A 13,644-nucleotide genomic window follows, 5' to 3' on the forward strand; every position below is an offset into this window, starting at 1 on the left:
ATCTGCATCTATCAATCAAGTTAATGAGCTTAATTATATGAGGACACAAAAGTTGCAGTAAACCTAAGAATATACAAGATAAAGCAGATGATAACTGATACCAAAACAATATATTTTGCTCTTTTTTATCATTAAAAATTATTAACTTATAGTTTTATCCAAAAAGCCTGATAAAATATTAAAATTTTAAATATTTAAAAACATGCTTGAGTATTAAAATTAATACTCAAGCATACTGGTTTAAGCACCGATAATTCCACCATCTTTTTTAGTTATCATTACAACTGCTGATTTTGGGGTGTTATTTCCACCTTCAGGCCAATGACTTCCTTTTAATTCTTCACCTGGGTGTTGGACGCCAACAAACATACTTTTGCAATCATCGCTAAAGCAAAGCCCTGTTATTTCGCATGCAATTGGACCAGTTAAAAATCTCCTGATTTCACCAGTTTCTGGGTTTGCACAAAGCATTTGGTTATTTCCCATACCTTCATAGTCTTTTTTGTTTGAGTAATCACCATCAGTTTGTATCCAAAGGCGACCAAATTTATCAAATTTAAGTCCATCTGGGCTATTAAACATATTATCTTCATTTATATTTGAGCTACCTTTATAAAGACCATCTTTAACTTTTGGATTACCAGCTAAAGCAAATGTAGTCCAGGTAAAATCACTACTTGCATGATCTCCATTTTTTGGCTCCCATTTTAAAATTTGTCCATAATTGTTTTTTACTCTTGGATTGGCAGCATCTACAATCTCCCTAACTTTATTATTTGTAAATGTAGCAAATACAGCTTTTTTAGAAGGCTGTGCTGAAATCCATTCACATCTATCCATAGGAGTTGCGCCTAAAAAAGTTGCAGCTAAACGAGCATTTATCAAAACATCAGCTTGAGACCTAAAGCCAGCTTTTTCGTCTAGTCCATTCTTGCCAAAAGCAAGTTCAATCCATTTTAAATTTCCTTTAAAATCGCCGTCATTTCCCTCAAATTTAGCAACATAAAGAGTTCCATTTTCTAAAATATCTACATTTGCTTTTAAATCTTTTGAGTTAAACTTATTATTTGAGATAAATTTATACACAAATTCATTTACTTCATCATCGCCACTATAAGCTACAACTCTTCCGTCATTTGCCATAGTTATCTCAATATTTTCGTGTTTAAATCTTCCAAGGGCTGTTCTTTTCTTAGGCACAAAATTTGGATCAAATGGATCAAATTCTACAATATATCCATGGCGATTTGGCTCATTTGGAGTTTTTTCAAAATCAAATCTATCATCAAATTTCTCCCATCCATAGCTACTTTTTGGCTTTAATCCATATCTATCAAAAGATTTTGTTGTTTTAGCCTCTGGATTTTTTGAGCCAAAAAAATCATCAAAATTTTCTTCACAAGTTAGATATGTTCCCCATGGAGTCTTGCCACAACCACAGTTATTAAATGTCCCAAATACAAACTCGCCTTTACTATCATTTGTGGTTTTTACAGCATCATCACCTTTAACAGGACCCGTTAAAACCATAGGAGTTAAAGCAGTAATTCTGCGATTGTATTTACTATCTTTTATAATATCGTATGAATTATCATTTTTTCTTTCTATTTCAACAATAGTAACTCCACAAGAGTTTTGCATATACAAAATATCATCAGCTGTTACATCTTTGCCCTCATGAGTAAACATAAGCTCTGGGTTAATGTACTCTTGATTGACTACAAGAAGTGCTCTTTTGTCACCATCTATTGGATAAAACTGCATACCATCTGTATTATCACCAAAAACTTGTGTGGCATTTTTAGCATAGACATTAGTTATATTTTTTGCCTCATCAAATTTATTAGCAGAGCTAAATAATGGATCACCCCATTTAACCAAAACTTTTGCCTCATATCCTTCTGGAACTAATAATGTATCGGCACTAGAAGCTGGGATTTGTTTAAAACCAAGTAAATTATCTTTACTATTTGCAAATAAGCTAGTTGCTGAACCGCTAAAAAATAACGCCATAGATGCAACACTTGAACCTTTTAAAAAACCTCTTCTTGAAATTTCGTTATCCATAAATTTCTCCTATATGATTTTATTTTTTGCAATATAACAAAAAATAATTTCATATCGATTACAAAATAAGCAAAAAATGTTGCCAAAATGTTTCTCTTAAAAAACTTATGATTTTATAAATAAATTTGCAATAGTAAACTTACCAATCACAATATAATAAGTCTAAATAAGTTCTTTTTTTAGTTCTTTTATCTTTTCTAAAAGCTCTTCAATATTGTATTTAGCTCTATAAGCTGGATCAAAAAGATGCACTACTATATCACCTAGATCTAACACACTCCACTCATCTGAAAACTCTACACCTAAGAATTCCTCCCCAAGTGGCTTTAGCTGATTTTTAAGCTCATCTATCAAAGATAGTGAGTGCTTTCCGCCTAATGTTGTAGCGATTATTACATAATCAACAAAATACTCATCATTTCTCATATCGAAAAATTGTATTTCTTCAGCTTTTTTTGCATCTAAAATTTTAATTATATTATCTATTCTTTTGTTCATCTTTTTCCTTGATAAAATTTAATAACTTCATCTTTGATAATTTCTGGTATCTTATCATCTTCAAGATTTGCTTTAATTTGCGAAGATGATATATTAACATTTATATCAAATTTTTTCAACTTATTAGGTATATTTATATGATTTCTTTGAGCTATGATAAATATCACTAACTTACATAACTCATCAAAATGGTGCCATTTTTCAAGCGTTGGCAAATGATCAGCACCTATTATCAAATAAAACTTATCAATATTATAAAGCTCATACAGATGTTTAACGCTTTCTATAGTAGGGACTGGCCTATTTTCATTTATCTCAAAATCACTTATTTCAACTTTTGGCAAATTTCCCCAAACTTTTTTTACCCACTCAAATCTAAGCTTTGGAGGAGCATTAAACTCATTTTTAAAAGCACTTATATAAGTTGGCATTATTATAAGTTTATCAATATCAAGTGTTTGCAAAGTCATTTTAACAATGCTATCGTGTCCAAAATGTGGTGGATCAAAACTTCCACCAAAAAAAGCTACATTCATTTAACCTTTTTTAACCTTATTTTTTGTAAAATTTGCGCTATTATAACTAAAAAGGAACAAAATGTCAGTAAAAATTGCTATAAATGGTTTTGGAAGGATTGGCAGATGTGCTGCAAGAATCGCTTTAAGTAGAGATGATGTAGAGCTTGTAGCCATAAACGATACCGCCATATCAAGAGATATTACAAGATACTTACTTCAATACGACACAGTTCATAGAGAATTTAACAAAAAAGTAGAAGTTATAGATGACAATACAATATCAGTTGATGGTAAAAAAATCATAGTTTATTCAACACGCGATCCAAAAGAGTTAGATTTTACAAAATATGGCGCAGACGTTGTTTTAGAGTGCACTGGGGCATTTTTAACAAAAGAAAAATGCCAAGCTTACATAGATAATGACATTAAACTAGTTGTTATGTCAGCTCCTGCAAAAGACGATACTCCAACATTTGTTATGGGTGTAAATGAAGAAAAATACGCGGGCGAAAAAATTATCTCAAATGCAAGCTGCACAACAAACTGTTTAGCACCTATTACTAAAGTTATAGATGAAAAATTTGGAATAGTAAAAGGCTTAATGACAACAGCTCACGCTTACACTTCAAGTCAAACTCTTTTGGATGTAAAGGGTAAAGATTATAGAAAAAGTAGAGCTGCTGCAACAAATATAATCCCAACATCAACAGGAGCTGCAAAAGCTATCTCTCTAGTTTTACCAAATTTAAAAGGTAAAATGCATGGTCTTGCACTAAGAGTACCAGTTGCAAATGTTTCTATGGTTGATTTGAGTGTTTTACTTTCAAAAAACGTTAGTGCAGATGAAGTAAATGCAGCTTTTGAAGAATATGCAAATGGTTCAATGAAAGGTATTTTACTAGTAGATAAAGATAATAGAGTATCAAGCGATTTTACAACTTGCCCATACTCAAGTATTGTCGCAAGTGATTTAACGCAAGTTGTAGATGGCAATATGCTAAAAGTAATGTCATGGTATGATAACGAGTGGGGATATTCACAAAGACTTATAGATTTAGCAATATATGCATCTAAAAAAGGATTAAAATAATGACAGAAGATATACTTTCTATAAAAGATTTAAAACTAAAAAAAGGTGATTCAGTTTTCATTAGATGTGATTTTAATGTGCCAATGGACGAATTTTTTAATATAACTGATGATAGAAGAATTCGCTCTGCGCTTCCAACCATAAAATACTGTCTAGATGAAGGTTGCAAGATAGTACTAGCAAGTCATTTAGGTCGCCCTAAAAATGGATATGAAGAGAAATTTTCACTAGCTCCAGTTGTAAAAAGATTATCAAGTCTTATAAAAAAAGAGATTATTTTTGCAAAAGATATAGTAGGAAACGATGCAAAAGATAAATTTTCAAAACTACAAGAAGGTGATATACTTTTGCTTGAAAATTTACGTTTTGATAAAGGCGAAACCAAAAACGATGAAAATTTAGCAAAAGAGCTTGCTAAATTTGGAGATTTCTTCATAAACGATGCTTTTGGAGTTTGTCATAGATCACACTGTAGTGTTGAAGCCATAACAAAACTTTATGATGATGAGCATAAGGCTGCAGGCTTTTTACTTATAAAAGAGATAAATTTTGCCAGAAATCTTATTAAAAAGCCAGCTCGTCCATTTGTTGCTGTAGTTGGCGGAAGCAAAGTTAGCGGAAAACTTCAAGCTCTTACAAATTTACTTCCTCGTATTGATAAATTAATAATCGGTGGCGGTATGGCTTTTACTTTTTTAAAAGCCATCGGATATAATATAGGAAATTCACTTTTAGAAGAAGATTTAATAGAAGAATCATTAAAGATCTTAAAAAAAGGAAAAGAGCTTGGTGTAAAAATATATCTTCCAGTTGATACTATCGCAGCTCCAGCTTGTTCTCAAGATACAGTTATGAAATATGTAACAGTCCAAGAAATTCCATCTAATTGGATGGGGCTTGATATAGGACCAGCTAGCGTTGCTCTTTTTAGAGAAGCAATAGAAGATGCTCAAACCATATGGTGGAACGGCCCAATGGGTGTTTTTGAAATAGATAAATTTGCAAAAGGTAGCCTTAGGATGAGTCACGCAATAGCAGCTAGTCACGCCACAACTGTTGTTGGAGGAGGAGATACGGCAGATGTTGTAGAGCGTTCTGGAAATACCGATGATATAACATTTATCTCAACTGGCGGTGGAGCTAGTTTAGAGTTAATTGAAGGAAAAGAACTACCTGGCGTAAAACCTCTAAGAAAAAAGGATTAAATTTGATATTTGCTGCAAATTTTAAATGCAATCACTCAAGAGATAGTTTTCTTAAATATGCAAAAGATTTAAATGCAGTTTTAAAAGATTTAAATAGAGATGATGATATAATGGTTTTTCCAACCTCATCATCTTTTTTAAAAGAAGATAATCTACTCTTTACTCAAGGTGCTCAAAATTTTTATCCATGTGAAAATGGAGCTTACACGGGAGAGATAGGTAAAGATCAGCTTGATGAGTTTAACATAAAAACAGTTCTAATAGGACATTCAGAAAGACGAACCATTTTAAAAGAAGATGATGAGTTTTTAAAAGCTAAATTTGACTTTGCCACCAAAAATGATTTTAAGATTATATATTGCATAGGCGAAAGCTTAGATGTTTATGAAAATAATAAAACTAAAGTTTTTTTAGAAAATCAACTTAAAAATATTGATTTAAAATATCCAAATTTAGTCATAGCCTATGAGCCTATTTGGGCGATAGGAAGTGGCAAAATACCAAGTATTGATGAGATAGATTCTATACTTTCTTTTATAGCAATAAAAACAAAAGCGCCACTACTTTATGGTGGGAGTGTAAAAAAAGATAATATCAAAGAGATTTTAGATGTAAAAAATTGCTCCGGAGTTTTAGTTGGCGGAGCAAGCTTAAAAGTTCAGACTTTTTGTGAGTTGTTTATATAGCTCACAAATCTTCTTAATCAAATTTAAAAACCAAATTTACTATAATAATAAAAAATTAACATTTTAAAGAAAATTTATGCCCCAACAAAAATGCGAACATTGTAAACTTAAATTTGATGAAAGCTCTATGGTAAGTGATCAAAAAGGGCTTAAGTTTTGTTGCAATGGTTGTAAAAATGTATATCATATATTAAACGAATCTGGATTAAGTGAGTTTTATGATAGACTTGGCAAAAATACACTTTCTCCTGTATCTGAGGAAAATTTAAATGACCAAAACACAGAATATATATATAAAAATTATGTAACAAAAACAAAAGATGGCTTTGATGAAATTTATATCATTATAGAAGGAATTCATTGTCTTGCTTGTGTTTGGTTAAATGAAAAAGTACTTTTTAACACACAAGGCATAATAGAAGCTGATATTAACGCAACCACAAACAAAGCTAAAATTACTTGGGATAATAGCGAAATATCTCTAAAAGAGATTTTTGAGAAAATCAAACTCATTGGCTACAACCCTACTCCATATGATGCAACTCGCGCAGAAATTAGAGCAAACTCATTAAGAAGAGAGTTTTATGCAAAGCTTTTAGTGGGAATTTTTGGCGTTATGAATATTATGTGGATAGCTATCGCAAACTATGCAGGATATTTTAGCGGTATTGATAAAGATGTAAAAAGCATACTAGCTTTTGGTGAATTTACGCTTGCTACATTAGTACTCTTTTATACCGGGGCTGTATTTTTCAAAGGCGCGCTAAGTGCCATAAGAACCAAAATGCCAAATATGGATCTACTTGTATCAACTGGGGCTAGCATAGCCTATATATACTCCATATATGCTATGCTTTCAAGAACTGGTGAGACATATTTTGACTCAGTTGCAATGATAATAGCTTTTATTTTTGTTGGAAAATATTTAGAGATTCTAAGCCAAAAAAAAGCCACAGATACACTTGATTCACTAAGTTCTCTTGCGCTTTTGGATGTAAATATACTTCAAGATGGCAAAAGCATATCAAAAAGTGTCAATAATATAAAAAAAGATGAAATTATTATTCTAAATAGCGGTCAAAAAGTCCTAATCGATGGAATTATTATAAATGGTGAAGGCAGTTTTGATTACTCAAGCTTAAGTGGCGAAAGTGTGCCTATTTATAAAACAAAGGGTAATGAGATAACAAGTGGTGCGATATGCATAAATGGTAGTTTACGCTATAGAGCAAAAGATGAGTTTAAAAACTCTACCTTATCAAAAATCATCAACTTGCTTGAAAATGCAACATCTAAAAAACCAAATATCCAAAATATAGCAAATGCTATATCATCTAAATTTTCTCTTATCATTTTGCTTTTAGGAATTTGTAGTTTTATCTTTTGGTATATAAAAACGCAAAATTTTGCCACTTCTATGATTATTTTTATATCTGTTATAATCATTTCTTGCCCTTGTGCTCTTGCACTTGCTACGCCTATTTCATCCATAGTTGGTATAAGTTTGGCATTAAAAAAAGGCATACTTTTTAAAGAAGCTAAATTTATAGAAGATTTAGCAAAATGTGACACAATAGTTTTTGATAAAACAGGAACTCTTACAAAGGCTAAACTAAGCGTAAGTAGCGTTAAATTTTATGATGATTTTGATATAAATTTACTCTTTTCGCTTATTTTATCATCAAATCATCCTATAAGTCTTAGCATAAAAGAGTATATAAAAAGCAGTTATGAAAATTTAAAAATACTAGAACTTTATGATATAAAAGATATTCTAGCAAAAGGAATGAGCGCTAAATTTGGTGATTTAAAAATGCTTGGCGGTAGCTATAAACTTATGGAAGAAAACGGTTTTATCTGTGAAAAAAGCGATTTTAGCAACTTCTTTTTTGCTATAAATGGTAATTTAGTTGCTAAATTTGAATTAAAAGATGAGATCAGAGATGGCGCATTTAAAATGATAAACTCATTTAAAAATTTTGGTCTAAAAACCATAATGCTAAGTGGAGATAATGAAAATGTAGTTAAAGATGTAGCAAAAATACTTAATATAGATGAATTTAAAAGTGAACTTTTACCGATAGATAAAGCTAAATTTATAGAAAATTTAAACAAAAATAAGAAAAATGTTATAATGGTTGGAGATGGCATAAATGACGCACTTGCACTAAGTTATGCAAAAGTTTCTATTTGCGTTGGAAATGGCGCTGATATAAGTTTAGAAAAAAGCGATATAGTACTACTTAGAAACGAGATAGAAAATTTACATAATGCTTTTTTGATAGCTAGAAAAACTTATAAAATTATCAAAGAAAATCTAGCTTTTTCACTCATTTACAACTCCATTACTATACCGCTTGCGATGTTTGGATTTGTAATACCTTTAATTGCAGCTTTGTCAATGTCATTTAGCTCTATAATTGTAGTTCTAAATGCACTTCGAATAAAAAATATAAAAGGAATAAAATGAGTGCTTGGGTGATAGCTTTAATGCTTGGAGTATCGATATTTCTTGGAATTATAGCACTTAGTGCGCTTCTTTGGGCACTAAAAAACAAACAATTTGATGACCATGATAAGTTTTTAAGAGGAGTTCAAAATGATGGAGAAGATGCATTAAATGATGCTTATAATATGGAACAAAAAAAGAAAGAAGCTTTAAGAAAAAAAGAGATGGCGGAAAACAAATACTTTCCGCCAAATTAAATTATTTCAATGTTGAAATATAGTCGTTTACTGCTTTCATATCTTCTTCAGATAGTGAAGACATTTGAAGCTTCATAACAGCGCCCATTCCAAATTTGCCTTTACCGCCTTCGCCTGCTGTTCCAGCCTTGTAAGCTTTCATATCTTCAAGTCTTGTTGCAGCATCAACTTGTGTTAATACTGGAACTTTATTTAGATAGCTTTTTTCAGCTTTTGCACCATGACATGCTATACATTTTTTATAAACTGTAGCACCATCAGCTGCAAAAACTGATCCAGCTGTAATACATGCCAATGCTGTTGCAATAACTACTTTTTTCATTTTACATCCTTTTTCTGATTTGTAGCGAAATTATAATTAAATTTAGTAAACCTATGATTAATTAAATACTATATATATTTTTATTTATATTAAATATTTTACCGTTAAATATCCAAATACAAAAAGCCAAACTGCTATGATTATAGCTTGTAAAAAAGGTCTAAATCCAGCATTTTTAAGCACGTCTTTTCTTATGGTAAAACCAAGGGCACACATAGCCATACTAAGCAAAAATGTATCGATTAACTCTATATAAGGTAGTGTAAATTTAGGGAAAAAACTAAGCGAACCAACACCTATGGCAACTAAAAACCATAAAGCAAAATACGGCACAGAAGCTCTTAAATTTCTTTTTTCTTTATGTTCATTAAATGATAAAAAACCTATCATTATTAAAAATGGTACCAGCATTAATACTCTAAGCATTTTAATGATAACAGAGTTGTTGGCAGCATCCCCACCAACTGCAGCACCAGCTGCAACTGCATGAGCAACCTCGTGCAATGTTGCGCCCATCAAAATACCCATATGTCCACTATCTAAATCAAATAGACCCATTTTAAATAGCATAGGATAAGAAAACATTCCTATAGTTCCAAACACCACAACCGTACAAATTGCAACCGCAACATGCTCGCTTTTAGCTTTTATAACACTCTGTGTTGCTAATACTGCAGCTGCACCACATATAGAGCTACCAGAAGATATGAGAGCTGACAGTTTTTTATCTAGTTTTAGCATTCTACCAACAAAATATCCTATAAAAAATGTTAGAAATACAACACAAGCTGCTAAGACCACGCCTTTGGTACCAACATATATTATATCATGAATCGTTATTCTAAAGCCATACAAAATAATTCCAAGCCTTAAGACTTGTTTTGTACTAAATGCAATCGCTTGTGTTTCCAAAAGCAAGTAGGTAAGATTTTTAGCAATATTTCCAAAAAATGCACCAAGAATAATTGCTATAATAAGCGGACTTAAACCAATAGTAGAAAATGGTTTTATCTTTGATAATCCAAAAGAACAAAGTGTTAAAACTATAAGCAATATATAAGCTATGTATTTTCTTTTTTTAAATATTCTCTTGTAAGGTGAGTAATTTTTAAAATCAGTTTTATTACCATATGTGCGCATATTTATCCTTTGAAAAATTGTGATTATAACAAAATAATTTTTAATTGGATAATTAGATTTTTTATTATAAAATCATTGAAAAAATTAATGGATTATGCAATGACATTGAAACAATTAGAATATTTTTTTGAAGTTTGCAAAACATCAAGCATCACAAAATCAGCTAAAAATATAGGAATATCACAATCTACCTTAAGTCTTTCTATAAAAGATTTAGAAACCTCATTAAAAACAGTTCTGTTTGATAGAGTTGGAAAAAACTTACTTGTCAATGAAAATGGAAGGCTTTTTTACGAAAAAACAATGCCTTTGGTTTTAGAATTGCAAAATATCAAAAATATGACAAAACATGGCAATCAAATAAAAATAAATCTTCATTCCAGTCAAAATATCGGTATGTATTTACTTCCAAAAGCGCTTTTAGACCTTACACAAATAGCAAAAATTAATCTAAAAATCACAAATAGTGAGAGTATTATCAAAAATATTTTAAACAATATTTGTGACATTGGAATTATAGAAAGTCTCAAATATGACACATCTTTAATAACAAAAAAAATTTGCGATGACGAATTAGTGGTAGTGAGCGGAGATAAAAACTTTAGCAAAAAAGAAATTTATATAGATGAATTATGTGATGAGAAATGGATATTAAGAGAAAATGGCTCTGGATTAAAAGATACATTTTTATCAAATCTTCCATCAAATGTGAATTTAAACACAATAACTCAAATAAATAATACAAAAGCCATAATAGAGCTTATTAGAAATGAAAGAATTTTTAGCTGCATTCCCAAATTTATATTAAAAAATGAAGCTAAAAATGGTATATATGAAGTTAAGATAAAAAATATCAAATTTATAAGAACGCTAAATTTGATATATAGAAAAGAAAAAGAAAAAAATGATATCTTTTTAGAATTTAGTAATAAACTCTGTAAGAGTTTAAATAAAATTCATAAAAATTAATGTTCCATTTTTTCTTTTGCTTTAATGCCCATTAACGAAAGTCCGGTTTTTATACAAAGAGCCACAATCCCGCAAAGCTTTAACAGCATATCTTCATTTCCACTTCCTATAATTCTGTTATCATTATAGAACTTGTGAAAATGTGACGACAAGGAATATAAATAATCGCTAAGTTTTTGCATTTGCCTTGAACTAAAAGTATCTTCCAAAACTTCATTCAAAAGAAGTGCTTCAAAAAGCAAATTTTTGGCTTCTTCGCTTAAATTTGATAAATCTGCATTGATAACATCATTTATACTCTTATTTGCTTTGGCAAAAACTTGATTTATTCTAGCGTGCGCATAGTTTATATAAAAAATCGGATTTGAACTATCTTGCTTTTTAATATCCTCAATGTCAAACTCAAGTTGTGTATCATTTTTCTTGCTAACAAAAATGAATCTTAAAGCATCAGAACCAATCTCTTCTGTAACTTCACTCATAAGCACCACATTACCAGATCTTTTGCTCATTTTATAAGGCTTTAAATCTTTTAATAAGCTAACCATTTGCATCAAAATAACTTCTAATTTCTTCTCATCATAACCTAAAAAATGTATGGCGGATTCCATTCTTTTTATATATCCATGATGATCAGCTCCCCAAATGTTTATACATTTATCAAAACCACGTTCAAATTTATCATTATGATACACAATATCACCAGCAAGATATGTAGGGCGCCCATCCTCTCTTATAACAACTCTATCCATCTCATCGCCAAGAGAGCTAGATTTTATCCAAACCTTGCTATCTTTTTCATACATACTACCTGTTTTTTCAAGCTTTTGTATAGTAGAAGCGAGTTTATCATAATAGCTTCTTTCGCTTGCCCAGTTTTCTATTGTGATGTTTATATCATTTAAATCTTTTTTGATAATTTTTAAAACTTCGTCTTTTGCCCATAAACAGAGTTTTTCAAAGTTTTTTTCATCATAGAAAATCTCTTTTCCAAAAAGCTCATTTGCCATTAAAGCAAGGTCTTTTATATAATCCCCTCTATAAAACTTCTCAGGATAAATCACATTTTCATGGAAAAGTTCATCTTTTGCAAACAAAATGATAGAAGTTCCAAGCAAATCTATCTGATTTCCTGCATCATTTATATAATATTCCGTTGTAATATCATAACCTATATGAGTACCGATTCTATAAAGAGTGTCCCCATAAACTGCACCTCTAACATGACCTATATGAAGCGGTCCTGTTGGATTTGCACTAATATACTCTAAAAGAATTTTTTCATCTTTTTTATCACTTTTTGCAAAATTATCATAATGTTTTAAAGCATTTACAACAAGTGAATTTAGAAAACTATTTGATAATTTAAAATTTAGATATCCATTTACGGCCTTAATTTCACTAAAGATGTCACTTTTATCAAATTTACCCACCAACTCTTCAGCTATCATTTTAGGAGATTTTTTCATCTCTTTAGCAAGAGAAAAAGCTACAGGACTTGCGTAATGCGCTAAATTTTTATCTTTAGGTTTTTCCAAAACAACATCAAACCCTAAAATATTTTTTATCTCATTTAAAACAATGTTTTTCAAAAATTTTCCTATTTGTTATGCTTTTTTATCTTCTACTAGTTCATCTTTTTCTTTATTTTTGGACGCATCATCTTCATCTTCTAGCTCTTTTTTGAATGTTTTAATACCCTTACCAACACCCTTTGCAAGCTCTGGAATCTTTTTTGCACCAAAAAGCAAAACTATAATAATTAAAACTATAATCCAATGACTTATACTAGAAAATCCCATTTTTTACCCTTTAATTTAAATTTAATTTATTAAGATTCTATCCAATTATTTATGCTTTCGCGCAAATTTATGTTAGAACTTTTTATACGCATACAATTTAAAATAGAGCGCAAATTTTGATATGACTGCTCTAAATTATCATTTACAAAAAAATAATCATATTCCAAAATATGTTCCATCTCACCTACGGCATTGAAAATTCTCTGTTCTATTATCTCATCGCTATCCGTATCTCTGTTTTGAAGTCTTTTTTTAAGCTCTTTTTGATCTTTTGTAGTTATAAAAACAGATGTTGTTACTTCTTTAAATTTAGACATAACTATTTTAAATCCTTGGACATCTATATCAAAAATAACTATTTTGTCTTGCTCTAATGCCTCTTTAACTGGCTTTAGAGAGGTTCCATAATAATTTTTATGAACCTTTGCCCACTCCAAAAATTCACCCTTTTCTATACCCTCTTTAAACTCATCTTGAGATATATAATAATAATTTACTCCCTCTTCTTCGCCAGCTCTAATATCTCTTGTTGTAGATGATATAGAAAAATAAATTCCATCTTCATCTTTTAAAAGCCTATCCAAAAGAGTGCTTTTACCACTACCACTAGGACCAGAAATAACTAAAATTTGTCCAGCCAA

At 30.4% G+C, this 13,644-nt stretch carries 14 protein-coding genes; 6 read left to right on the forward strand and 8 right to left on the reverse strand.

The annotated features are described in order from the left end of the window. Positions 1-240: 240 nt before the first annotated feature. The 3 genes from ACZ5VL_RS00855 to nadD form a co-directional block, all read right to left on the reverse strand. Positions 241-2,055, reverse strand: coding sequence for a PhoX family protein (locus ACZ5VL_RS00855; protein ID WP_464200214.1), 1,815 nt, complete (start codon positions 2,053-2,055; stop codon positions 241-243). Between the two features lie 174 nt (positions 2,056-2,229). Then, entirely contained in the window at positions 2,230-2,565 is a 336-nt protein-coding gene (gene rsfS, locus ACZ5VL_RS00860; RefSeq protein ID WP_464199071.1) for a ribosome silencing factor, read from the reverse strand. After that, on the reverse strand, positions 2,562-3,101 hold the full coding sequence (gene nadD / locus ACZ5VL_RS00865) for a nicotinate (nicotinamide) nucleotide adenylyltransferase (RefSeq protein ID WP_464199073.1): 540 nt from the start codon (positions 3,099-3,101) through the stop codon (positions 2,562-2,564). The genes rsfS and nadD overlap by 4 nt, the downstream gene beginning before the upstream one ends. Positions 3,102-3,162: 61 nt before the next feature. Here nadD and gap point away from each other — a divergent pair, with 61 nt between their 5' ends. From gap to ccoS, 5 genes are all read left to right on the forward strand, one after another. Next, positions 3,163-4,173, forward strand: a complete 1,011-nt coding sequence (gene gap, locus ACZ5VL_RS00870) for a type I glyceraldehyde-3-phosphate dehydrogenase (protein ID WP_464199075.1) — start codon at positions 3,163-3,165, stop codon at positions 4,171-4,173. Next, positions 4,173-5,378 carry a phosphoglycerate kinase gene (locus ACZ5VL_RS00875; protein ID WP_464199077.1) on the forward strand — a complete coding sequence of 402 codons (1,206 nt, stop codon included), beginning with the start codon at positions 4,173-4,175 and terminating at the stop codon, positions 5,376-5,378. Before gap ends, ACZ5VL_RS00875 begins: the two co-directional genes overlap by 1 nt. Before the next feature lie 2 nt (positions 5,379-5,380). After that, positions 5,381-6,064 (forward strand): triose-phosphate isomerase, encoded by a 684-nt coding sequence (locus tag ACZ5VL_RS00880; RefSeq protein WP_464199079.1) that lies wholly within the window; start codon positions 5,381-5,383, stop codon positions 6,062-6,064. 76 nt (positions 6,065-6,140) lie between these two features. Beyond that, on the forward strand, positions 6,141-8,534 hold the full coding sequence (locus ACZ5VL_RS00885) for a heavy metal translocating P-type ATPase (protein WP_464199081.1): 2,394 nt from the start codon (positions 6,141-6,143) through the stop codon (positions 8,532-8,534). Further along, the gene (ccoS, locus tag ACZ5VL_RS00890) at positions 8,531-8,770 is read left to right on the forward strand and encodes a cbb3-type cytochrome oxidase assembly protein CcoS (RefSeq protein ID WP_464199083.1); all 240 of its coding nucleotides are present in this window, start codon (positions 8,531-8,533) and stop codon (positions 8,768-8,770) included. The genes ACZ5VL_RS00885 and ccoS overlap by 4 nt, the downstream gene beginning before the upstream one ends. A gap of 1 nt (position 8,771) precedes the next feature. On the opposite strand, the gene ACZ5VL_RS00895 is transcribed toward ccoS, so the two are convergent. Beyond that, a complete protein-coding gene (locus tag ACZ5VL_RS00895) occupies positions 8,772-9,092 on the reverse strand; it encodes a c-type cytochrome (protein ID WP_464199085.1) in 321 nt (106 codons plus the stop codon). A gap of 84 nt (positions 9,093-9,176) precedes the next feature. Then, positions 9,177-10,232 carry a YeiH family protein gene (locus ACZ5VL_RS00900; protein ID WP_464199087.1) on the reverse strand — a complete coding sequence of 352 codons (1,056 nt, stop codon included), beginning with the start codon at positions 10,230-10,232 and terminating at the stop codon, positions 9,177-9,179. A gap of 105 nt (positions 10,233-10,337) precedes the next feature. Here ACZ5VL_RS00900 and ACZ5VL_RS00905 point away from each other — a divergent pair, with 105 nt between their 5' ends. Further along, on the forward strand, positions 10,338-11,201 hold the full coding sequence (locus tag ACZ5VL_RS00905; RefSeq protein WP_464199089.1) for a LysR substrate-binding domain-containing protein: 864 nt from the start codon (positions 10,338-10,340) through the stop codon (positions 11,199-11,201). On the opposite strand, the gene argS is transcribed toward ACZ5VL_RS00905, so the two are convergent. The 3 genes from argS to gmk are packed head-to-tail and all read right to left on the reverse strand — an operon-like array spanning position 11,198 to position 13,644. Continuing rightward, entirely contained in the window at positions 11,198-12,793 is a 1,596-nt protein-coding gene (gene argS, locus ACZ5VL_RS00910) for an arginine--tRNA ligase (RefSeq protein WP_464199091.1), read from the reverse strand. The two genes, ACZ5VL_RS00905 and argS, sit on opposite strands and share 4 nt — an antisense overlap. 15 nt (positions 12,794-12,808) lie before the next feature. Continuing rightward, complete coding sequence (tatA, locus tag ACZ5VL_RS00915) at positions 12,809-13,003, reverse strand: twin-arginine translocase TatA/TatE family subunit (protein WP_464199093.1); 195 nt, start codon at positions 13,001-13,003, stop codon at positions 12,809-12,811. A 29-nt stretch (positions 13,004-13,032) separates the two neighbouring features. Continuing rightward, positions 13,033-13,644 (reverse strand): guanylate kinase, encoded by a 612-nt coding sequence (gene gmk / locus ACZ5VL_RS00920; RefSeq protein WP_464199095.1) that lies wholly within the window; start codon positions 13,642-13,644, stop codon positions 13,033-13,035.

The organism is Campylobacter sp. GTC17093, from assembly GCF_055397635.1.

Coding starts and splice junctions, on each gene's coding strand:
- gap (WP_464199075.1), top strand. CDS start 3,163: ATGTCAGTAAAAATTGCTATAAATGGTTTTGGAAGGATTGGCAGATGT.
- nadD (WP_464199073.1), bottom strand. CDS start 3,101: ATGAATGTAGCTTTTTTTGGTGGAAGTTTTGATCCACCACATTTTGGA.
- ACZ5VL_RS00885 (WP_464199081.1), top strand. CDS start 6,141: ATGCCCCAACAAAAATGCGAACATTGTAAACTTAAATTTGATGAAAGC.
- ACZ5VL_RS00900 (WP_464199087.1), bottom strand. CDS start 10,232: ATGCGCACATATGGTAATAAAACTGATTTTAAAAATTACTCACCTTAC.
- ACZ5VL_RS00895 (WP_464199085.1), bottom strand. CDS start 9,092: ATGAAAAAAGTAGTTATTGCAACAGCATTGGCATGTATTACAGCTGGA.
- ccoS (WP_464199083.1), top strand. CDS start 8,531: ATGAGTGCTTGGGTGATAGCTTTAATGCTTGGAGTATCGATATTTCTT.
- ACZ5VL_RS00875 (WP_464199077.1), top strand. CDS start 4,173: ATGACAGAAGATATACTTTCTATAAAAGATTTAAAACTAAAAAAAGGT.
- rsfS (WP_464199071.1), bottom strand. CDS start 2,565: ATGAACAAAAGAATAGATAATATAATTAAAATTTTAGATGCAAAAAAA.
- tatA (WP_464199093.1), bottom strand. CDS start 13,003: ATGGGATTTTCTAGTATAAGTCATTGGATTATAGTTTTAATTATTATA.